This window comes from Alphaproteobacteria bacterium (assembly GCA_040220875.1).
In the GTDB taxonomy this organism is placed as follows: Bacteria; Pseudomonadota; Alphaproteobacteria; order JAVJVX01; family JAVJVX01; genus JAVJVX01.
Window position 1 is genome coordinate 138,298 of the sequence record JAVJVX010000009.1, and the last position, 21,144, is coordinate 159,441.

Genomic DNA, 21,144 nt, shown 5'->3' on the forward strand with positions numbered 1-21,144 from the left:
TTGCCCGCCCGCTTTCGCCGCGGGCGCGCCGCAAACCGGAGGTTCTGTAATGGGTGAAGACGATATTGAGCTTCTCGGCAAGGAAACCTGCTTTCGGGGATATTTCCGGATCGACCGGTACCGCTTTCGCCATCGTCGCTTCGATCATGGCTGGACCGGAGAGTTTTCGCGGGAGGTATTCGAGCGCGGCCATGCCGTCGCCGTTCTTCCCTACGATCCGGAGCGGGACAGCGTGGTGCTCGTGGAGCAGTTCCGCGCCGGTGCCTACGCGGCCGGCTGGCACCCCTGGCTGCTGGAAGCCATCGCCGGGATCATGGAGGCGGACGAGACGCCGGAAGCGGTCGCCCGGCGCGAAGCCCGGGAAGAGGCAAACCTGACCCTCGGCCGTCTCATCCCCATCACGCGCTACCTGGTCAGTCCGGGTGGCACGTCGGAAACCTGCTCACTCTTCTGTGCACCCGTGGATGCGGGCCAGGCCGGGGCCGTCCATGGCGGGGTACATGGTCAGGATGGCGAAAACGAACACATCAAGGTCCATGTCATGTCCCGCGGGACCGCATACGAGATGGTGGAAAAAGGTGAAATCGCCAACGCCATGACGATCGTCGCGCTGCAATGGCTGCAAATAAACCGCGGACGCATCACCATGGCTGAGACGGCGATCTGATTCTATACTTCTTCTCGACTTCCTCTCCGGCCGCAAAGCCGGTCGGGAAGGCTGACAATGAGCAAAAGGGGATTGCCGACATGGCCCGAACGAAAACAACGGATTTCAACGTTAACGAGGCCACGGTAGCCAAGCTCCAAAGCGCCATGGCGGCCGGAAAGGTAACCTCGGCCCGGTTGACGCGGATCTACCTCGATCGCATCCACAAATACAGCGACGCAAGCAACAAGTCGGGATTGAAGCTCAATCTGGTGCGGGAGACCGACCCGGACGCGCTCAAGAACGCGGAGGCGATGGACCGCGAGCGCAAGACCAGGGGACCACGCGGCCCCCTCCACGGCATTCCTGTCCTGATCAAGGATAATATGGGGACCGGCGACAAGATGCGCACGACGGTCGGCGTCAAGGCGCTGGAGAACCTGAAAACGCCCTTCGACGCCTTCATCGTCAAACGGTTGCGCGAGGAGGGTGCTGTCATTCTGGGCAAAGGCAACGTGCCCGATTTCTGTGATTACATGTCGTCCGTCATGCCCTCGGGTTTCAGCGCCGTGGGTGGCATTCTCAATAACCCCTACACGGGCGAGGAATATCAGCGTGGCGGCGGCTCCGGTACCGGCGTCGCCGGGTCCATCGCGGCCAATCTGGCCGCCATCGGGGTCGGATCCGAGACGCAGAATTCCATTCAGGCACCGGCCTGCAATTCCAATATCGTCGGCATCAAGCCCACGGTCGGTCTGTGGAGTCGGGCCGGAATCGTGCCGCTCGCCATCAATCAGGACACGGCCGGCCCCATGACCCGGACCGTTCGGGATGCTGCCCTTCTGCTGGGTCTCCTCGCCGGGCCGGATTTCGATGACCTGACGACTTTGCAGGGGCTCGGCCATTTTCACGATGACTACACCCAGTTCTGCCAGCCGGATGGGCTGATCGGCAAACGAATCGGCATCGCGCGCGGGGTCTTTTTCGAACGCGAGAATCTGGCCGATCATTATCCGGTGATCGAACAGGCGCTTCTCAAGCTGCACGAAGCCGGGGCCGTGATTGTCGACCCGGCCCCCATCCCGACGGACCGTTTCGTCGATCCGATGCCGTCGCGGGTTTTTCGGACGGATTTCAAGGCCGCCTTCAACAATTTCCTCAAATCGGTTCCGGACGCCCCCGTGAAAACCATGGCCGATGTCGTCGCCTTCAACAGGAAGCACGGCGAGAAGGTCGTTCCCTATGGCATGGATCTGCTTGAGGCTGCCGAGGCGACCGCCGGCGACTGGTCGGAACCGGAGTATCATTTCGACCGGGCCCGTGACATTCGCCTGTCGCGCGAGGAAGGGATCGATGCCTGCCTCGAGGCCCATCAGCTCGATGCCATACTCTGTCCCATGGACCGAGGCGCGAAGCTGACCGGCAAGGCCGGATATCCGGCGGTCAGCCTGCCTTGCGGCTTCACCAAGGGGGGCTTGCCTGTCGGCATCAGCTTTATTGGCACCGCCTGGAGCGAACCGACACTGATCAAGATCGCTTACGGCGCCGAACAGGCGCTGAAGGCCCGGCGCAAACCCAAACTTACGCCATGACCCGGACGAAAACTGTCATGAACGCCGATCCTTCATCCGCCCTTGTCACCGTTCACTGGCTGGCCGAGCACCTGGACGATCCGGATCTTCGCGTGCTGGACGGCTCCTGGTATCTGCCGATGCAGGCACGTGACCCGGAAGCCGAATTCCTGAGCGGGCATATCCCGGGCGCCCGGCGTTTCGATATCGACCGGATCAGCGACTCGGACAATCCCCTTCCCCATATGCTGCCGGGTGAAGCGGATTTCGAGGCGGCGGTCAACGAGCTTGGAATCGGCGCAGCCGACACCGTCGTGATTTATGACGGGATCGGCCTGTTCAGCGCCCCCCGGGTGTGGTGGATGTTTCGGGTCTTCGGCCACGACCGGGTGCATGTTCTGGCCGGTGGCCTGCCGGCCTGGAAAGAACATGCCGGCAAGCTGGAAAGCGGCCCGGAGGCCGCAAGGGAGGCGACGTCACAGCCCCCCTTCAGGGCGCGCCGGCGCGATGATCTGGTTTGCCTCAAGGAGGATATGGCGCGCATGCGGACAGACGGGTCGCTCGCGATTTTGGATGCGCGGGCGCCGGGGCGGTTTGAGGGACGCGAGCCGGAACTCCGCCCCGGTGTGCGCCAGGGCCATATCCCTGGCAGCCTGAACCTCCCCTATTCCGAGATCGTGAGCGCGGACGGCGCCAATTTCGCCCCGACCGAGACCATCGCCGCGCGGCTTCGCGCGCGAAATGTGGACATGAGGCGTCCGATCGTGACGACCTGCGGGTCCGGGGTCAGCGCCTGTATTCTGGCGCTCGGTCTCTTTGAGATGGGCAAACCGGACGTGGCCGTCTATGACGGGTCGTGGACCGAATGGGGGAGCGACCCTGCCCTTCCCGTGAAAACCGGGCCGGCATCCGCAAAATCCTGAATTATCTTTCCCGCCAGGGGCACCCAGGGGCACATGGTAAAAAACACGACAAGTCAGGAAACCAAGCTGGTGACCGGCGGCCGCCATCCCGAAGACCAGCACGGTGTGGTAAATCCGCCCGTGTACCGGGCTTCAACCGTGACCTTCCCGACCCTGGCCGCGCTCAACCATGCCTCGGCCAACCCCTATGAAGGCGTCTATTATGGCCGGATCGGGACCCCCACCACACAGGCGCTGGAAGAAGCCGTTACCCTGATCGAGGATGGCTATCGCACCGTGGTTCTGCCGTCCGGCCTTGCCGCCATCACCACGGCCCTCATGGCCTTTCTCAAGTCCGGCGACCACCTCCTGATGGTGGACAATGTCTACGGCCCGACCCGGCGATTCTGCGATTCGGTCCTCGCCAGCTACGGTATCGAGACCACCTATTATGATCCGATGGTCGGCGTCGCAATCGCGACGCAGATCCGCCCGAACACGCGGGTAATTTTCACCGAAGCGCCCGGCTCCCTCACTTTCGAGGTTCAGGACATCCCTGCAATAGCAGAAGCCGCACACCGAAAGGGCGTGACGGTGATGATGGACAATACCTGGGCGACGCCGATTTTCTTTCCCGCGCTCAAGCATGGTGTCGATGTATCGATCCACGCTGCCACCAAATACATCGTCGGCCATGCCGATGCGATGCTCGGCACCGTCACCCTGGCGCGCGAAGAGGACTGGTTCAATCTCAAGGCAACCGCCAGCCTGATCGGGCATTCCGCCGGGACCGAGGAGTGCTACCTGGGACTTCGAGGCCTGCGCACCCTGTCCGTGCGCCTCGCCCGTCATCAGGAAAGTGCGCTTGCGGTGGCCCGCTGGCTCGAAAAACGCCCGGAGGTCTCCCGCGTGCTGCATCCCGCTTTCGAGTCCTGTCCCGGGCATGAAAACTGGAAGCGCGATTTCTCGGGCTCGAGCGGGCTCTTCTCCGTCATTCTCAGGGAAGACTATGCCGAGGCACGTCTCGCGCGCATGCTCGACAATCTCGCCCATTTCGCCATGGGCTACAGCTGGGGCGGTTTCGAGAGCCTGGTCCTGCCGGCACGCATACGGAACAACCGGACGGCCACGGAATGGGACGCGCCGGGCACCGTGCTGCGCTTCCATATCGGGCTTGAGGCGGTGGATGACCTGACTCGGGACCTCGAGGCCGGGTTTCGGCGGCTTGCCGAGGCCTGAGCTCTCAGCTCTGACGTCCGACGGCGGCTGCGACGCTTCGCCCGGCAAGGGAGAAGGCAAAAAAACCGAGCGCCGTCACCACGATGGCCGGCCCCGCCGGAAAATCGAACTCCATGGACAGGGCGAGCCCGCCGCCCACCGAAAGTACCCCCACGAGTGCGCTCAACAGCGCCATGGCTTCGGGTGTGCGCGACCACGGTCGACAACTGGCTGGCGGCACGATCAGTAGGGAAACGATCAGCAAGAGGCCCACGATCTTGATGGCGATCGCCACCACGAAGGCCAGCATGAGAAGAAAGAGCAGATTGACCCGGCCGACATTGATTCCCTGCACACGGGCCAGGTCCTCATGCACCGTCACCGCCAGAAGATCACGCCACGCCAGGAAAAGCACGACACCCGCCAGGAGAGCGCCCGGCAGTATCCAGAGAAGGTCAGCGCCGGATACCGCCAGAATGTCCCCGAAAAGATAGGCCAGCAAATCCACCCGCATCGCAGGGTCCCGTGCGGCGACGATGACGCCGCTGGCTAACGCCCCGGTCGCAAGGACACCGAGAATGGTGTCCATCGGCAGATCGCGGACCCGGTGCTGAATGGCTGTAAGAAGCAGGACGGCCGCTATGCTGACGCCCAACACGCCCAAGTAGAAATTAGTGCCGATGGCGAGGGACAAGGCCACGCCCAAAAGCGTCGCGTGGGCCAGTGTTTCCCCGAAATAGGCCATCCGACGCCACACCACGAAGGAACCGAGAGGCCCCGCGAGAGCCGCGAACCCCGCTCCACCCAGGAAGGCACGAAAGAGAAAGTCATCAAGCATGATGTGACGGTCCAGTCGCCTGACCATTTGCCTGTGTGTCCTCGGCCGAGGCCTCAGCGCGATCATGCACGTGGTCGTGATGGTGAACATAGACCGCCTGGCTGCCAAAGAGCGCCTTGAATTCGGGGGACTGGACGACGACGGCGGCTGTACCCGAACAGCAGACGTGGCCATTAAGGCAAAGCACCCGGTCGGTCGATGCCATGACGAGATGCAGGTCGTGGGAGACGATCAGGACGCCGCATCCGGTCCGGTCGCGCGCGGCGCGGATATGGCGATAGATTTCGTCCTGTCCGGTTACATCGACGCCCTGTGTCGGCTCGTCCAGCACAAGGAGTTCCGGCTGGCCCAACAGGGCTCGCGCAAGCAAGACCCGCTGCCGCTCGCCGCCCGAGAGGTCTTGAAAGGGACTGTCCGCGAGATGGGCCACACCGAGTTCGGTCAGCGTGGTCTCAAGCTCATCCCGCCCGTTACGCATGAAAAGCCCGGTAAAGCGCCGCACCGTCAGCGGCAGGGTACGGTCAATCGTTACCGCCTGAGGCACGTAGCCCACGCGCAGCCCCTCCCGACGATCGATACGCCCGGCATCCGGGACCGCAAGGCCAAGCAGCACGCGCACCAAGCTCGTCTTTCCCGACCCGTTTGGCCCGATCAGGCTCAGGATCTCACCGGGTCCGAGGGCAAGCGATACGTCCTCGAGCGCGGCACGCCCACCATAGGAAAGGCTTACCGCCTCCGCCCGGACCAGGGGCCCCGTCCCGGCAAGAGACTGGCTTGAAGACTCATCCAATTTCCGCTCCCCCAGCCATGTAGCGTGGCTTTCCCGCAGACCGGCCCAAGACCGTTCCTGGCTTGGACGGCGCCGGACAGCCGTCAGGCCGCCGTCGCCGCATCATTGTCGATTTCACCGACATGCGCCTTGAGAAAGGTCGCGATTTTCGCGAGCGCGCCACGCGCTTCGGGAAGCTGGGCGGCCATGAGATGCCAGACGTGAGGCATGCCGTCCCAGATGTCCAGCTCCACCTCCACCCCCGCCTCAATCAATTTCTCCGCCAGACGAGTCGAATCGTCCAGCAGTATTTCACTACTACCCACATGAATCAGCGTTGGCGGAAATCCGTTAAATTTGCCGAAGAGCGGCGAAGCCAACGGAGTCGTCCGGTCCTCACCGGGAGCCAGATATGTCGTCGCCAGATTTTCGATACCGTCGGGCTTGAGCATGGGATCAGACCACGCGTTGGATTTGACCGAATCGCCGGATCCCGTCAGGTCGGTCCAGGGTGACAGCCCGACAACGGCGCCGGGGAGGTCGATATCCCGGTCCCTGAGCGCGAGACAAAGAGCGAAGGCAAGCCCGCCACCCGCCGAATCGCCCGCCACCGCGATGTCCGCCGGCGCCGTTCCCTCCGCCAGAAGCCAACGGTATACCCGGACCGCATCCTCGACAGCGGCCGGAAATTTGTGTTCTGGCGCCAGACGGTAATCGGGCGCAATAATCCGCGCATCGGCCTGCCCGGCCAGAGCTTCGGTAATGGGGCGGTGCGTTTCGGCTGAACCCAGAACGTATCCCCCGCCATGCAGGTAAAGTACCGTCCGGCGTATGGACCGGCTCAGCGGAGTTACTTCCTCGGCCGGGATGCCATCGGCATCGAGCGTTGTCCGTCCGACTTCGCGGGATGCCTTGTAGAGTTTCGCGGCTGAAGCGCGAAAATCGGCCCGCATCTCCTCCGGGGTCATCTTTCCGAAATTCTTGTGCTTGAAAGTCAAGCGCAGCATCAGCTTGATGAAATAGGCTTGCAGACTGTTCATCTCACCTCGACGGTTCTGTGATGGAATTTCCGGCATGATGGTTATTGCCATGCCGATGGCTCGCAATGCTAGGATCACCGCACCCCGAAACGTCAACCTTAGGCGAGAACGGGATAAAAAAGAATGGGTGAAGACCGCTACCCGGCTAGCCCCGGGTGCGGTTGGGGAGGCTGCGACATGACACGTGTGCTCTATGACCTGGCGGGCCGGGACGACCGCCGTTTCAGCCCGTATTGCTGGCGCGCGAAGCTGGCTCTACGCCACAAAGAGCTGGATTTCGAGTCCGAGCCGGTTCGTTTTACAGACAAGGAAAAAATTGCCTTTAGCGGGCAGAAACTCGTCCCCGTCCTGATGGACGGCGACAACGTCGTCGCCGATTCCTGGGCTATCGCCGAATATCTTGAAAAGACCTATCCCGACGGACCGAGCCTGTTCAACGGCGAGACGGGGCACGCGATGTCGCGCTTCATGAACCGGTGGGTCGATGAAATTCAACTGGCCCTCATTCCCCATGTAATCCACGATATCTACCGGCACGTCCTGCCGGAAGATCAGGAATATTTCTGGGAGTCCCGAACGAAAAGGCTGGGGGCGACGCCCGAGGAATTGCAAAGGGGCCGCTCTGCCGAATTACTCGGGACCTGGCGAAAGTCGCTGGGCCCTGCGCGGGTCGTGGTGGACGAATTCCCGTTTCTCGGGGGCAACGCGCCGGCCTATCCCGACTACATCTTTTTCGGCATGTTTCAGTGGGCCCGGTCGATCAGCGACTACCCTCTGCTGGAGACCAGTGACCCGATCCACGGCTGGCGTGAGCGGATGTTCGACCTTTTTGACGGGTACGCGCGGGAGACCCCGGCTTACACCGTCTAGACCCGGACGCCGGACCTGCCGCGTTCAACCCAGGATGAGCGCCAGCAGCAGCGGCAACGTCACAAAAGATACGATTGTCGAGGTGAAGACCAGTCCCGCGATGGCTTCGGGCGAACGGTCGGCAGTGGCCGCGAAGAGATAGCTGAATACGGCCGCCGGCATCGAGGAAATCAGAATCAGAACACCCCGGGCCGCACCCTCCAGGTCGAAGACCCAACTCAACCCGAACCCCACACCTATTCCCAGACCGAGGCGCAGGACAGTGAGGATGATGGCCTGACGGAAGTTCCGCACCCGGATCCTGGTCAGTGACACGCCAAGCGCGAAGAGCATCAGCGGGATAGTGATTGCCCCCAGCAATTCGACCGAATTTGCCGCCCAAGGCGGGAGTCCGGTATCTGTGGTCATGAAGACAAGTGCAATCGCGATGGCCCAGATCGTCGGCATCCTGAGTAGCGCCACGACCGAAAAACGCCCGAGATAGACCAGAGGCGACAGGACGAACTGGCTGACGGCGGCCACCGAAAAATATGCGATACCCAACGCGAGCCCCGCCTCGCCAAAGGCATAAAGCGAGACCGGGAGCCCCATGTTGCCGGCATTGGGATAGGTGACCGGAAGGATATTCTCCTGCACCCGGTACCGCAGAAGACGCAGCAATATCGCGCCGACAAGGGCCATGCCGGCAAGCGCCAGAACCGAGTAGCCGGCGAAAATTCCGAAAGCGGCCGGATCGACTGTCAATTTGGTCAGGGTCGAGAAAATCAGGAACGGCGCGCCCACATGCATGACGAGCGTTGGCACGAACTCGGTATCGTAGGGCAGCCGCAGCAATCCCCAGACGAACCCGATGCCGATCCCCGTAAACACCGGCGCCAGGACCGCCGCAATTTCAGCGTAGATTTCTATGGGAGATGACTTTCCGTAACCCGGCCCGCCAATGTCTCAGGCGTGGCTCGTCGTGTCCAGTGCAAGGCGCATGCGGACCAATTCGGCGAGGCTGTCAGCCTCCATCTTCCGCATGACTTTCGCGCGGTGGATTTCCACGGTGCGATCCGTAATCCCCAGCTCGCTTGCGATTGCCTTGTTGGAGAGTCCCGACACCACCATTTCAAGCACCTGCCCTTCACGCGGTGTCAGCATCGCCAGACGTTTGGATACGTTCCCTTGCCAGGCCCCCCGACTCGCCTGTTGGCGGTTGAGGTCAAGAGCCTTCTGCACGCGCTCCAGCAGCACGTCGTTAATGAACGGTTTTTCAACAAAATCGAACGCACCCGCCTTGATCGCCCGCACAGCCATGGGCACATCTCCATGCCCGGTGATAATAATGACCGGCAGGTCTATTTTTTCCTCCGCAAGCCGTTCCTGTAATTCCAGACCACTCATGTCAGGCATTCGCACATCAAGAAGCAGGCAACCCTCTGTTCCGCGTTCATAACGGTCGAGAAACTCAATAGCCGAGGCAAATACCTCCACAGCGAGCCCGGCCGAACGCATCAGCATCGCCAGTGCCCCGCGCACGGCGTCATCATCGTCGACCACAAAAACGGTCTGTTCCAAATCAGCAGTCATCTCGGTTTGTGCTCGCATTTGGCAATGTCAGGTGAAAACAGGCACCGCCGTCCGGTGAATTCGAGGCCCAAAGCCGACCCTCGTGATTCTGGATGATTGAATGGCTGATCGAAAGGCCCATCCCCATCCCGTGAGACTTGGTTGTGAAAAACGGCTCGAACAGGTGACGCATGACTGAATCGGGAATGCCGGGCCCTGAATCGATCACCTGCACCTCGACGAAGCCATCTACCGGCGGCAGGGTGCGCACGGTGATGATCCGCGCGGAATTGGGGTGCATCTCGATGGCTTCCAGACCGTTTCGGATCAGGTTCAGCAAAACCTGCTCGATCTGGATGCCGTCGGCCATGACCAGGGGATCAGGATCGATCAGATCGAAAGTCAGATTGACGTTTTTCTGCCTGAGGTCGCTTCGGATGAACTCCGCCGCCTCCGAGACGACAGCGTTGATCCCATGTGGACTGCTCTTGGGCGCCTGTTTGCGGACGAAGGCGCGCAACCGGCGAATGATCTCCCCCCCGCGATCGGCCTGTATCGCGACCTGCTGCATCGCATTTACAATTTCGTCCCTGTTTGCGGAATCATTGGCCAAAAGGCTGATGCAGGTTTGTGCGTAACTTGAAATTGCGCAAAGCGGCTGATTGATCTCATGCGCGATGCTGGCGGCCATCTCGCCCATCGTATTGAGGCGCCCGACATAAGCCAGTTCGTCCGCGCGGGAGCGAACCTCTGCCTCCATGCGCTTGAGATCGGTGATATCCCGCGCCTCGGCGATCAGCATGGTGACTTTTCCATACTGGTCGAAAATCGGCTTGACCGACAGGTCAAGGTTTCCCGCTTCCCCCAGCACGTTGCGTACTTCGATCTGGTTACGGGCAAACTCGCCATTGGCCGCATCCCGCACCATGGAACGGACCAGATCGTGGCACTCCGGCGTCGTGCCCAACAGGGCTGCGAGCCAGAGCGGGTTCCCCACGACCTCCGAACGCGTCAGCTTGCCGACGATCAGCGACGTGTCATTGACCTCGACGACCGTCCCGTTGGTATCCAGCAGGCCGATCAGACTGAAGGTGAGATTGAAAATGGCCTGAAAGCGCTGCTCCGCCTCGCGCAACGCATCGAGGGTATATTTGTATTCGCTGACATCGCCGCCGCCGGCGATGACCAGCACCACATGGCCCGACTCGTCCCGGATCGGGCGCAGCGTGATATCCGCAATTCCGGTGGAGCCATCCGCAGCGCGGACCTTGAGGTGCTGATGATGCACAGCCTCCCCTGTCAGCGCGCTCGAAACCGCCTTTTCCATCAATGCGCGGGTTTCATCCAACCCCGCGAAAAGACCGAGTTCCTCGAAACGCGATCCCAGCACGTCTTCGGCCTGCAGGCCGCCGTATTCGATGGCGGACTGGTTGATATCCAGAACCCGGGCCTGGGGACTCAGGAGGGCGCAGAGCTCAAGCTCATGCTCGGCCGGCGCGATCGCCTGCTGACGGGCTGCGCGCAGGGCGTGCTCGGTGGCCGCCAGTTCCTTGCGCAGCCGGTGTATTTCCTCTTCCGCCGCCTTAACCCGCCGGAGAAGTCCCTTTCCCTCGCCGTCCGGCGCCGCACGTGCACTCAACCGGGCGCCGGTCGTGCTGAGGGATCCGGTCCGGCCTTCCGCGCCCTCTGCCCTCGTGAAGTTGCCCATTTTCAACCCCGGATCCCCGCTTATGCTCCGCCTTCCCCGGCTCGGCCTGTTTCGGAAACTTCACCCGGACCCGCATATCTGGGACCGGAGCGACCTGCCCAACATACATCTGGGGCCATAAATAGAAAACAGCACAAAATTTATATAAATCAGATGCTTAAAAGTCACGCCATTAACGGATTCTTCCGAACTTCCCGGCAAACTGTTCACCTCGAAGGCAGTTCTGGTGTAAGTTGCCAGTTGTCGGATCACGGGGGGTCGGCATGTTCCAGTACAAAACTTTCCAGTTTGGTACCGCGCTGACGGCAGCCGCCCTTGCGGCGGTCATCACCGCCGGAACCGCCCAGGCGTGCTACACTGCGGCCGAACGCCAGGCTGCGGCCATCCGGCAGGTCCACAGCGACTTCATGGTCGCCGCCCTTCACTGCCGCCATCGGCCGGGCCAGGACCTGACCGCGGATTACAATCGTTACGTCAATGAATTCACCCCGGAAATCGTCGCCCAGACCCGGGTCCTCAAGACTCACTTCAAGAAACAGCACGGTCAGCGTTACCTCAGCCAGTTCGACCGCTACGTCACCTCACTCGCCAACGATGGTTCGCGACGGGCCAACAAGGTCAAGGGGTTTTGCAGCGCCCAGCGCTCCGCCCTGCGCAGTGTCGTCGAGGACGGTCGCGAGGGATTGAAGAAAACCGCGAACCGGACCCGGTTACGGGCCCTGCCGGAGTTGAGTTGCCCGGTGCCGGAAAATGATCCGGTCATGGCGCTCAAGCCCAAGGCGGATCCCACCGGCCGCCAGATTACTTCGGCCGACTGACGCGGACCGCACGACCCCGCAGCGAGACCGAAAAAAAAGGCCCGCCAGATGCGGGCCTTTCTCATTCGATCCCCTGGACAGACCTTCTTTCCCTTATTTGGAAAGCACGATCTCCACACGCCGGTTCTGGGGCTCCCGCACGCCATCGGGTGTAGGGACCAGAAGGCTGGTCTCGCCCTTCGCGACAGTCGCGATATCCCCCACCCCGATCCCATTGGCAACCAGGAACTGGCGCACATTATCGGCCCGGCGCTGCGACAGGCCCATATTGTACGCGGCCGGGCCCGAGGTGTCGGCATGGCCTGTCAGCACGATGCGGGTGATGCCGTGCTCGCCCGAAGCGGCGATCGCGTCGCGCAGGATTCCTTCGGCGTCGGAGCGGATATTGGCCCGGTCCCAGTCGAAAAAGACGATGAAGGTGGGAATTGTCTCGGGTTCTGACTCTGCCGGCGGTGGTGGCGGCGCCGGCGTGGCCACCGGCTGGGGAGCAGGCGCGGGCGCTTTAGGCGCGTTGAAATAGAACCGCAGTCCGGCAAATACGTTATGGGATTTGAATTCGCTGTCGAAGGCGCCCCCGCTGACGTCGGCCAGTTCAGGATCGGTGGTCGCGAAATAGCGGTAATCCGCGAAAAGATAAAGCTGTTCGGTGAGGGCGTAGGCGACACCCGCGATGCCTTGATAGGCCAGGACATCGTCCGACGAGTCCGCAATCCGCGCGCCGAGTGCATCGGCGTCAAGCTTCACATCCGCGATGCCGATGCCGCCACCGACATAGGGAACGAAATCGCGGCCGAGAGGCATGTCATAGAGGACATTGCCCATAACGGCAAAGGCCCGCATTTCACCGTCACCGCTCGTTGAAAGACCATTGAGGGAGCCCACCCCGGCAGCAACACCAAGGCCGTTGTCGTTTGTGATCTGGAGCCGGTCGATATCCGCTTCCCGATAACTCAGCTCGAGCTCGGTTCGAAAATCGCCCCAGTCGTACCCCATATTTCCGAGAACGCCGAAGCCCGGATCGAACTCGCTCTCCACCGTAATGGAACCGGTATTGTCGGCGTCTTCCAGAAAGGTCGCACCGCCGCCAATTGCGCCATACAAACCGTCCGCAGCGGGCGCCGCCATATGGTCGTCAGCGGTCGCGCCACCTGCGCCGGCAGCGATGGTAAGGCCCGCGAACAGGGCCAGAACTGGTTGGTTGAGGCGGAGCGCCATGGATGTCCTCCGGGGGAGAGATGTGGTTTCGTTATTTTGTACAGGATCGTGGCCTTTGTTGAAAGCCACCTGCCCCGTTCTTCCGGTTAAATTTCTGAATTTGATGCCTTTTTGCAACTTCACCCCCTAAAAAAATTCACCCCCCTCCAACCGAAATGGGGTAGAAAATAACCAGGCGAGTCCCGGGCAAGTCATTGTGAACGGATCGGTGGTTCCATGGTTTCGACGTTTGACACCATCGGCGACAGCCTTCTCGATACCAAGCTTTACGCGCCACAATATGCCCATCCGCTGGTCCGGCGCTCCCGCATCGAGGCCCGGTTCGAGGAATGGCGCAGCCGCAGACTGCTGGTCGTCGAGGCGCCGGCCGGGTTCGGCAAGACCACGGTCCTGGCCCAATGGCGCCAATTCCTGATCGAAGGCGGTATCCCGGTTGCCTGGCTGTCCATCGACCGCGGAGACGCCGATCCGGTGCGCTTCTTTCGCTACGTGACCGCCGCGCTAGCGCGCCTGGATCTCAATCCGGGAAGTTCGGCCACCCGATTGCTGGGACAGGGGCAGCATGTGGCCATGGATGCCGTGGTCCACGCGCTGGCCAACGACATGGCCCGGGAAAGCCGGCCCTTTGCCCTCATACTCGACGATTTCCACCTTGCCGGCGACAAGGAGATTCCGGCTCTGGTGGACAGGCTGCTACACTTGGCCCCGCAGAATTTTCATCTGGCCATCGCCACCCGCGCGACCCCGCCCCTGTCCCTGTCCCGCTTGCGGGCCCACGGAACGCTTGCCGAGGTCAACGCGGTCGATCTCCGCCTTTCCGTAGACGAGGCCGATCAGTTTCTCAACACGCAGCGGACTCTCGGGCTGTCCGAAGAACAGGTGGACGCGCTGGTCAGCCGGACCGAAGGTTGGGTCACCGGGCTCCAGCTCGCCTTTCTCTCTCTGCGCGATCGCGCGGATCGTGGCCAGTTCATTCGGTCCTTCTCGGGCAGCAACCGGGCCATCACGGATTACCTGAGTGACGATGTGCTGGCCACGCTGACACAGGAAGTTCAGGCTTTCCTGCTCGAAACATCCGTCCTCGAGCAACTTAACCACTCCGTCTGCGACGCCGTAACCGGGCGCGTCAACGGGCACACCCTGCTGAAATGGCTGGAACGGGAAAATCTCTTTCTGATCCCGCTCGATGACGGACGGCATTGGTTTCGTTACCACCACCTCTTCGCCGATGTTCTCCGCCAGCGCCTCGCACGGGACCGGCCCGAAATCATCCCCGGCCTGCACCGCCGCGCGGCCACGTGGTTCGAAGAGGCGGACATGCCCGAACTGGCCATCGGCCATTGGCAGGCGGCGGGCGATATGGAGAGCGCCGCGGATCTTGCCGAACGGGTGGCCTATCCGCACCTTTTTGACGGCCGCAATGACGAGAGCGTCGGGGCGTGGCTGCGGATGTTCGACAACACCGAGATATTGCGCCAGCGACCTATCCTGGCCATGTGCTATGCATGGATGCTGACCCGGGGGGCCAGGTTCTGGGACGCACAGGAACGGCTGCTTGAGGCCGAGTCTGCCCTTTTCTCCGAAAACCGTGGAGGCCTCGGCAAAAAAGAGGCCGAGGAAGTTTCAGGGCAGTTGCTGCAGATCCGGGCCGCGATCCAGATTCTTCATCAGGGCGATATGCCCGAAGCCGTCCGGAGCACCGAGGCGGCACTGAAGAAGGCAGCGCCCGCCGACGCCCTGTCCCGCGCGATCGCGGAATTTGCCATGGGGCTGGCCTATCTGCTGATGGGCGACCCGGTCCCGGCCGCAAACGTCATGGAGCGCGCTCGGAAGGAAAGCGGCCGAGCGGATACGCCATTTCATACGTCGGGCCTCACCGGATATTTTCATCTGTTGTCGAATACGTATCTTGGCCACACCGGCAAGGCCATGCACGCCGTGGAAGAACTGCTGCAGCACTGGGAGGACCAGGGCCGCCCGCCGGTCCCGATGATGGGCCTCGCCCGGATGGGGCTGGGTCAGATTCACCTGAACCGGCTCGAGATCGGCGCCGCCGAGCCGCATATCGTGGACGGACTCGCCCTCGTTGATCTGGGCTACGAGAAGCTTGGCTATGTTTTCGGTCATCTGCTGCATGCTGAATTCCTGCGAGTGACCGGCCGGGCCGAGCGGGCAATCCAGGAAATCGAGAACGTCGTGCAGCATGCGGCCGATAACGAGATGTCCGCCCTGTCGCGCCTCGCGCGCGCGGTCCTGGCACGCCACTGGATCAGCGGCGGGTATACGGCCAAAGCTGCGGCCTGGGCGCGGGAGCGCGACATCTCTGTGCCGGAAAAACCGGATCTCGCCCAGGAAGCGGAAGGCCTGGCCCTGGCCCAATTGCAATTGCGGACGGGCCGCCCGGAACGCGCCCTGATGCTGCTTCGACGGCTCGAGGGGGCGGCCGAAAAAGCCTCCCGCCAAACCAGCCTGGTCGACATCCTCGTTCTTCAGGCTTTATGCCTCGATGCGCAGGGCCGGCGGGACGACGCTGTCGCGACAATCCGTCGTGCCCTGGAGACCGGAGAGGCAGCCGGGACGGCGCTGCCCTTCCTGCATGGCGGCGCGGGCGCGCTGGAATTGGTCGCGCTCGTCGGACGCCAGAACCGGCTGACCGATACGCCGGTGGCACCGGATCTTGTCCGCCGCATTCGCGAGATTCAGAATGCCGCTGCCCTTGTCGCCTCGCAGCCCCGGCCTTCCCGCTCAACCGGTGCGGCACAGGCGCCGGATGAAAACTCCGGCTTCCCCTTTGAGGCGCTCAGCCATCGCGAAATAGAAGTTCTCGCGCTTATGGCAGAAGGATTTTCGAATCCCGAGATCGCCGACAGGCTGTTCGTGGCAAAATCCACGGTGAAGAAACATATCAACCATATTTACGCCAAGCTGGACGTGCGCAATCGTACCCGGGCGATTGCCCGGGCGCGTGAATACGCCCTGCTGTGACAGGCCCCGGGTGCCGGGCGGCAGCCTGAACGCCGCTCGTCATTCCTGCATGGACTTCAGGTATTCAGCGAGATTCAGAATACGCCCGCGGGCTATGAGTTCGGCCGTGGGGTTCTCGACCCCGCCGCTGCCCCGCCGGTATCGCCAGCCCCAGACCGGCATGTCGCGAGAGCCATGGACCATCACATCGGCCCGCCCGTCGATAACGCGAACGACATGCTCCCACGGAAACTGACCGTTATTTCTTTTCGCCAGCGTCGTCAGGTCCGACGGGTCATCGGTCAGATACCCCTTGAGCAGGCTGGGAACAGGCCCCTCGCCCTTGCCATCCATGCCGTGGCAGGTGGCGCAGCTGTTGACGTATTCCCGCTCGCCGGAGGCCGCGGGATCATCGTCTGCCGCCTGCACCCGGGCGGTCGCTCCGAGTGCAAGGCAGAACATGGCGAGACTCAGGGCTGTCGCCCCCATCGCTGCCGAGCGCCTATTTGTCACGTTGGATATTCTCCAGATAGAGGATCAGCGACAGGATCCGGCCGCGCACTTGCGTTTCCCGGTGAGGGCCGGCCGCCTCTTCCTTGAAGCGATCACCCCAGACGGGCATTTCGCGGGTGCCGTGGACACCGATCTCATCCCGGCCGTCGATCGTCCGGTAGATGCGCATGAAGGGGAAATTCCCGTCATTCCCGATCGAAAGGGCCGTCAGGTCTTTCGGCTTTACGCTGAGGTAATTGGCAACCGGCCCTTCGCCGCGCCCGTCCGCGCCGTGACAGCCGCCACAATAGGCTCGATATTCGCTCTCGCCGACCGTATCGGCCGTCTCGGCAGCACTCGCCGTGGCAAGCGGGAAGAGAAGGGCCACCAGGAGCGCCGCGCCGCGGCAAGCGGTCCGGGTCATCCGGTCACGGAAATTGCGGGAGAGCCTGAATTGACAGGTCATAACCAACCTCCATCTCTATTTCGGCTGACTATGAGGCAGAGCACTCGGGCGTCCCTTGACCTGCGTCAAGGAAAGGGATCGCTATGCGAGGGGGTAGCGCGGGATCGGCCGGGCCAGCGCGCGTGGCGCGCCCTCCAGGATTCGAACCTGGGACCTACGGCTTAGAAGGCCGTTGCTCTATCCAACTGAGCTAAGGGCGCCCGCGCGTTTACCTGAAATTGTCGGCATAGCTCTTGAGCCGCGGCGTTGGCCGCTTCACTTCGTCGGCAACATAGGCATACCCCTCACGCTCCGCAAAGGCGATAGCCTCTTCCCTGCTGGGAAAGCGCAGCCTGACCTGCTGGGTCGTGTCGGCCGAACTCGTCCAGCCCATCAGCGGGTCCTGCGAACGCGGTCGCTCGGGAACGAATTCGGCCACCCAGTGACCCGTCTGGGCCTTCCCCGATTGTGTCGCCGTGCGGGCGGGTGCGTAGATATGAAGCTTCATCTTCCATTGTCCAAGACTGACCGACTCCACGTCCTGGTCGGGGCGCCCGGATTCGAACCGGGGGCCTCCTGCTCCCAAAGCAGGCGCGCTACCAGGCTGCGCCACGCCCCGTGGAGACGCGGATACGGGCGAAATCTAGGGAGTAAGCCGCCTGACGGCAACCTTCCTGATAGGCCCCGAAGGCTCGCCACCTTCCTCGCCTGCCGGACCGGCCTGAGCCCGGTTTCCAGCATCATTTTTTGCCGCTATACCAGCCCCATGAGCGAGCTTTCCGCCGATCGCCTGCAATCTCTTGCCAAGGCCCTGCTGCCGATCGTCCGCGAAGCCGGGGCCGCGATCATGGCGCATTACGGCCGGAAACCGGATATCCGGACCAAGGCGGATCAATCCCCGGTGACCGTGGCGGACCACGCCGCCAATGATCTCATCACGGCGCGACTTGCCACGCTTGCCCCGGATTTGCCGATTATCTCAGAGGAAGGGCCGCTGGATTCGACCGGCATGGATCTCGCTCAGCCCTTTTTTCTGATCGACCCTCTCGACGGAACCAAACAGTTTATCGACGAGATCCCTGAGTTTACCGTCAATGTCGCGCTGATCGAGAATCGGCTGCCGCGCTTGGGCGTCATTCAACTCCCCGCCCTCGAGGCGATCTACTGGACCGCCGGCGACGGGCACGCCTGGCGGCAGCTCGGAGATGAACCGCCCCAACCCATTCACTGCCGCAAATCTCCCGAAGGAGGGGCCACCGCCGTGGTCAGCCGCTCGCATTTCGATGACGAGACCAGGGCCTATCTTGCCCGGGCCTCAGCGACCAGCTCCGTAACGGCGGGATCATCCCTGAAATTCTGTCGGCTGGCGGAAGGTACTGCCGACATCTACCCCCGGTTCGGGCCCACATTCGAATGGGACATTGCGGCCGGTCACGCGATACTGTTGGCGGCCGGTGGCTCATTGAGCGCCTGGGATGGCGGTTCGCTGAGCTATGGCAAGCCGGGCTTCCGCAATCCGGGATTTGTTGCAACCGGACTTTAGGTTTTCCGCTTTGAGTTTTCCACTTTGGGTTTTCCGGCGAAAATTGGGGCCGGGACGATAGCGGGCTTTCCAGGGGGGCAGGAAAGACCCGCTATCTAGCGGTACCGGCCGCGGCGTCTGGGGGGAGCCGCCTCGGGGGTTGCCGGTCCGTATTCTGTCTTCAGGCCCCGCCCCGGTTTGATCATCGCACCGGGTCAACCGACAGGAATCTGCTTCACTTTCTCTTTTGCCTGGGGCGTTTTTGGAAGTCTGACCGTCAGAACTCCTTTCTTGAGTTCCGCCTTGGATTTATCGACGTCCACATCGGCCGGCAAAAGAACGGAGCGTTGAAAGGCACCAAATACGCGCTCAAGTTTCTGTATCTCCTTGTCGCCTTCCTCTCTGGTCTCCTTCTCCGTTTTTCCCCTGACCGTCAGAACGCCATCGCTGTAACTCAATTCGATGTCCTTCTCATCGACTCCCGGCAAATCCATCCTGATTTCAATCGAATCATCATCCTCGAGCATGTCCATGCGGGGAAGAAACGGGCCGGCGGCAAGCCATCCGCCCTCCTCCTCCTCCCGGCCCGGCCCGGGCGTGAATTCGTCGAACAATTGCTCCATCTGGCGGCGCAGTGCGCCGAAAGGCTGGTGTCCCCAGAACCCCGGCATAAAGTGACGAGAAGGTAGTGTTCTTTGCTCGGATCTCTTGACCATTGCTTTCTCCACTCAAAGACCGCCGTGGGAAATTGCCTCGCGGCTACTGAAGGAGACGTCAAGCCGGAGGGCTGTGTCGGATTTTGCCGGATACGGCCCTTGCGACAATGACCTAGGTCAAGGCAGAATGGCCTCGAAGCTGACGAGCAACGCAAACACCTAACACTGCAGTCACAACGGTTTCGGGAGCCGCGTTCAGATGTCCGTCGTCCTGGCCCTTGCGATCGGCGCCAAGTCAGATCGCCGCGTTATCGAAACGGCGGCCCAGCTTGCGATCAAGCTCGGTGGGGTGCTGGACGTTCTGTTCGTGCACCAGGACCCGTCCCGGACCCTTCCCTTCACGGCCGAAGGATTGAGCGGCGCGGTGATGGAAGAGGTGCAGTCCGCCGTGCTGAAGGAGAACGAAACCCGGCAGCGGATAGCGCGGGCGGCTTTCGAGGATATCCGCGACAGCATCGCCAAGGACGCGGACCTGCCTTGCGACTGGCAGGAAATCACCGGCGAAGAAGGCGAAGCGCTGGGGCACGTCGGGCTGCTTTCAGATCTCATCGTTATGGCCCAGCCCGGCCAGAACGCTGTCTCCATCGGCCAGCGCGCAAACCTCGAGGCGGCCCTGATGGATACCAAGCGCCCGGTTGTTCTCCTGCCGGCGGATCTGCAGCCGGCGAAACAACCTCACACGATCCTGGTCGCCTGGAATGAAACCCCCGAATCGGCCACGGCACTCACCAGTGCCCTGCCCCTACTTGAGGAGGCTAAAAAGGTCGTGGTCGTAACCGTCTCCAACGGCAACCGGGATATCTCCCCGGACGGACCGGTGAACTACCTCAAACGTCACGGGATAGACGCAAGCCCTGTCACCCTCAACGGTGAGCGCAGCGCGACTGAAGAGCTTTTGCTGAAGGCAATTTCCGATCATGGCGCCGATATGCTCGTGATGGGGGCCTATTCCCATAGCCGGATGCGTGAGTTCTTTTTTGGCGGGGTGACGGAGTACATGATCTCTCATGCACCGGTCCCCGTGCTGATCGCCCACTGAGTCGGCGCAACAATATCCCCTGCTATCTCTACGCATACGTTCCACGAGGGATTTAACCTTGTCCGGCAAAACCACCTTCCTGACCGATCGCCTGTACGACTGGTACCGGGCAAACACCATCCGCGAAGCTGACAGCCTGCGGGCTCTTCGGGAGAGGACCGACGACATCGAGTATTCCATGATGCAGATTTCCCCGGAACAGGGCCAGTTCATGGGGCTTCTGATGGAAATCACGGGAGCCCGGAATACGATCGAAGTCGGGACCTATACGGGTTACAGCGCGCTTGCGGTTGCGCTTGCCCTGCCGGAAGACGGCAAGGTAATCGCTTGCGATATTTCCGAGACCTATACCGCAGTTGCCAGGGAGTACTGGGAGAAAGCCGGGGTTGCTCACAAGATCGACCTCGTGCTCGGTCCCGCCATTGCGAGCCTGGAAAAACTTCTCGCTGACGGGCGGGCCGGAGATTTTGATTTTGTTTTCATCGATGCGAACAAGGACGATTACGACAGGTATTATGAACTGGCGCTAAAACTCCTTCACCCCGGTGGGCTGGTGGCTATCGACAACACTCTCTGGGGAGGAGATGTCGCCAACCCCGAAAATCAGAAAGACTCGACCCAGGCGATCCGCGCCCTCGACCGAAAAATCCGGGAGGATGAACGCGTGAGCATGTCCCTCCTTCCCATTGGCGACGGCCTGCTTCTTGCCCGGACTCGGGGGTAGTCGATTTTTTTTGGCGGAAATCCGCGATATTTTTAACATCTTCTTAAATGTTTCCCGGCCAAGCTTCAGATGGAGCCAGGAAGGCTCCGTCCTTAG

Annotated in this window: 21 protein-coding genes and 2 tRNA genes; 10 read left to right on the forward strand and 13 right to left on the reverse strand. The window is 61.8% G+C overall.

Features of this window, described 5'->3' with window-relative positions:
- The first annotated feature begins 49 nt into the window (after positions 1-49).
- The 4 genes from RLQ26_10160 (at position 50) to metC (ending at position 4,358) form a co-directional block, all read left to right on the forward strand.
- Positions 50-667 (forward strand): NUDIX domain-containing protein, encoded by a 618-nt coding sequence (locus tag RLQ26_10160; protein MEQ9089088.1) that lies wholly within the window; start codon positions 50-52, stop codon positions 665-667.
- Positions 668-747: 80 nt separating this feature from the next.
- Complete coding sequence (locus RLQ26_10165) at positions 748-2,238, forward strand: amidase family protein (GenBank protein MEQ9089089.1); 1,491 nt, start codon at positions 748-750, stop codon at positions 2,236-2,238.
- Positions 2,239-2,255: 17 nt separating this feature from the next.
- Entirely contained in the window at positions 2,256-3,140 is an 885-nt protein-coding gene (sseA, locus tag RLQ26_10170; GenBank protein MEQ9089090.1) for a 3-mercaptopyruvate sulfurtransferase, read from the forward strand.
- A 33-nt stretch (positions 3,141-3,173) separates the two neighbouring features.
- On the forward strand, positions 3,174-4,358 hold the full coding sequence (gene metC / locus RLQ26_10175; GenBank protein ID MEQ9089091.1) for a cystathionine beta-lyase: 1,185 nt from the start codon (positions 3,174-3,176) through the stop codon (positions 4,356-4,358).
- Between the two features lie 4 nt (positions 4,359-4,362).
- Here the strand turns inward: metC and RLQ26_10180 are convergent, their stop codons facing one another.
- The 3 genes from RLQ26_10180 to RLQ26_10190 form a co-directional block, all read right to left on the reverse strand.
- Positions 4,363-5,202, reverse strand: coding sequence for an iron chelate uptake ABC transporter family permease subunit (locus RLQ26_10180; GenBank protein MEQ9089092.1), 840 nt, complete (start codon positions 5,200-5,202; stop codon positions 4,363-4,365).
- Positions 5,168-5,965, reverse strand: coding sequence for a metal ABC transporter ATP-binding protein (locus RLQ26_10185; GenBank protein ID MEQ9089093.1), 798 nt, complete (start codon positions 5,963-5,965; stop codon positions 5,168-5,170). Before RLQ26_10185 ends, RLQ26_10180 begins: the two co-directional genes overlap by 35 nt.
- Before the next feature lie 83 nt (positions 5,966-6,048).
- Complete coding sequence (locus RLQ26_10190; GenBank protein ID MEQ9089094.1) at positions 6,049-6,984, reverse strand: alpha/beta hydrolase; 936 nt, start codon at positions 6,982-6,984, stop codon at positions 6,049-6,051.
- Between the two features lie 177 nt (positions 6,985-7,161).
- On the opposite strand from RLQ26_10190, the gene RLQ26_10195 reads away from it, so the two are divergent.
- The gene (locus RLQ26_10195; protein ID MEQ9089095.1) at positions 7,162-7,854 is read left to right on the forward strand and encodes a glutathione S-transferase family protein; all 693 of its coding nucleotides are present in this window, start codon (positions 7,162-7,164) and stop codon (positions 7,852-7,854) included.
- 24 nt (positions 7,855-7,878) lie between these two features.
- Here the strand turns inward: RLQ26_10195 and RLQ26_10200 are convergent, their stop codons facing one another.
- The 3 genes from RLQ26_10200 to RLQ26_10210 form a co-directional block, all read right to left on the reverse strand.
- On the reverse strand, positions 7,879-8,724 hold the full coding sequence (locus tag RLQ26_10200) for an AEC family transporter (protein ID MEQ9089096.1): 846 nt from the start codon (positions 8,722-8,724) through the stop codon (positions 7,879-7,881).
- A 75-nt stretch (positions 8,725-8,799) separates the two neighbouring features.
- Complete coding sequence (locus RLQ26_10205; protein MEQ9089097.1) at positions 8,800-9,426, reverse strand: response regulator; 627 nt, start codon at positions 9,424-9,426, stop codon at positions 8,800-8,802.
- Positions 9,416-11,113: a PAS domain-containing protein gene (locus tag RLQ26_10210; protein ID MEQ9089098.1), complete on the reverse strand. Its 1,698-nt coding sequence runs from the start codon at positions 11,111-11,113 to the stop codon at positions 9,416-9,418. Before RLQ26_10210 ends, RLQ26_10205 begins: the two co-directional genes overlap by 11 nt.
- A 263-nt stretch (positions 11,114-11,376) precedes the next feature.
- Here RLQ26_10210 and RLQ26_10215 point away from each other — a divergent pair, with 263 nt between their 5' ends.
- Entirely contained in the window at positions 11,377-11,931 is a 555-nt protein-coding gene (locus RLQ26_10215) for a hypothetical protein (GenBank protein MEQ9089099.1), read from the forward strand.
- A 93-nt stretch (positions 11,932-12,024) separates the two neighbouring features.
- Here the strand turns inward: RLQ26_10215 and RLQ26_10220 are convergent, their stop codons facing one another.
- Positions 12,025-13,146 carry an OmpA family protein gene (locus tag RLQ26_10220; protein ID MEQ9089100.1) on the reverse strand — a complete coding sequence of 374 codons (1,122 nt, stop codon included), beginning with the start codon at positions 13,144-13,146 and terminating at the stop codon, positions 12,025-12,027.
- A 216-nt stretch (positions 13,147-13,362) separates the two neighbouring features.
- Between RLQ26_10220 and RLQ26_10225 the strand changes: the two genes are divergently transcribed.
- The gene (locus RLQ26_10225; GenBank protein ID MEQ9089101.1) at positions 13,363-16,131 is read left to right on the forward strand and encodes a LuxR C-terminal-related transcriptional regulator; all 2,769 of its coding nucleotides are present in this window, start codon (positions 13,363-13,365) and stop codon (positions 16,129-16,131) included.
- 39 nt (positions 16,132-16,170) lie between these two features.
- Here the strand turns inward: RLQ26_10225 and RLQ26_10230 are convergent, their stop codons facing one another.
- The 5 genes from RLQ26_10230 to RLQ26_10250 all read right to left on the reverse strand — a co-directional run bounded on the left by RLQ26_10230 (position 16,171) and on the right by RLQ26_10250 (position 17,666).
- On the reverse strand, positions 16,171-16,623 hold the full coding sequence (locus RLQ26_10230; protein MEQ9089102.1) for a c-type cytochrome: 453 nt from the start codon (positions 16,621-16,623) through the stop codon (positions 16,171-16,173).
- Positions 16,613-17,068 (reverse strand): c-type cytochrome, encoded by a 456-nt coding sequence (locus RLQ26_10235; protein ID MEQ9089103.1) that lies wholly within the window; start codon positions 17,066-17,068, stop codon positions 16,613-16,615. The genes RLQ26_10230 and RLQ26_10235 overlap by 11 nt, the downstream gene beginning before the upstream one ends.
- Before the next feature lie 123 nt (positions 17,069-17,191).
- Positions 17,192-17,268: transfer RNA gene (locus tag RLQ26_10240), tRNA-Arg, on the reverse strand.
- Positions 17,269-17,276: 8 nt separating this feature from the next.
- Positions 17,277-17,555, reverse strand: coding sequence for an ETC complex I subunit (locus tag RLQ26_10245; protein MEQ9089104.1), 279 nt, complete (start codon positions 17,553-17,555; stop codon positions 17,277-17,279).
- Between the two features lie 34 nt (positions 17,556-17,589).
- Positions 17,590-17,666 (reverse strand) — tRNA-Pro (locus tag RLQ26_10250).
- 147 nt (positions 17,667-17,813) lie between these two features.
- On the opposite strand from RLQ26_10250, the gene cysQ reads away from it, so the two are divergent.
- Positions 17,814-18,590 carry a 3'(2'),5'-bisphosphate nucleotidase CysQ gene (gene cysQ / locus RLQ26_10255; protein MEQ9089105.1) on the forward strand — a complete coding sequence of 259 codons (777 nt, stop codon included), beginning with the start codon at positions 17,814-17,816 and terminating at the stop codon, positions 18,588-18,590.
- A 194-nt stretch (positions 18,591-18,784) separates the two neighbouring features.
- Here the strand turns inward: cysQ and RLQ26_10260 are convergent, their stop codons facing one another.
- Positions 18,785-19,285, reverse strand: coding sequence for an Hsp20/alpha crystallin family protein (locus RLQ26_10260; GenBank protein MEQ9089106.1), 501 nt, complete (start codon positions 19,283-19,285; stop codon positions 18,785-18,787).
- A 199-nt stretch (positions 19,286-19,484) separates the two neighbouring features.
- On the opposite strand from RLQ26_10260, the gene RLQ26_10265 reads away from it, so the two are divergent.
- Entirely contained in the window at positions 19,485-20,324 is an 840-nt protein-coding gene (locus RLQ26_10265) for a universal stress protein (GenBank protein ID MEQ9089107.1), read from the forward strand.
- 58 nt (positions 20,325-20,382) lie between these two features.
- Entirely contained in the window at positions 20,383-21,048 is a 666-nt protein-coding gene (locus RLQ26_10270) for a class I SAM-dependent methyltransferase (GenBank protein MEQ9089108.1), read from the forward strand.
- Positions 21,049-21,144 lie beyond the last annotated feature (96 nt).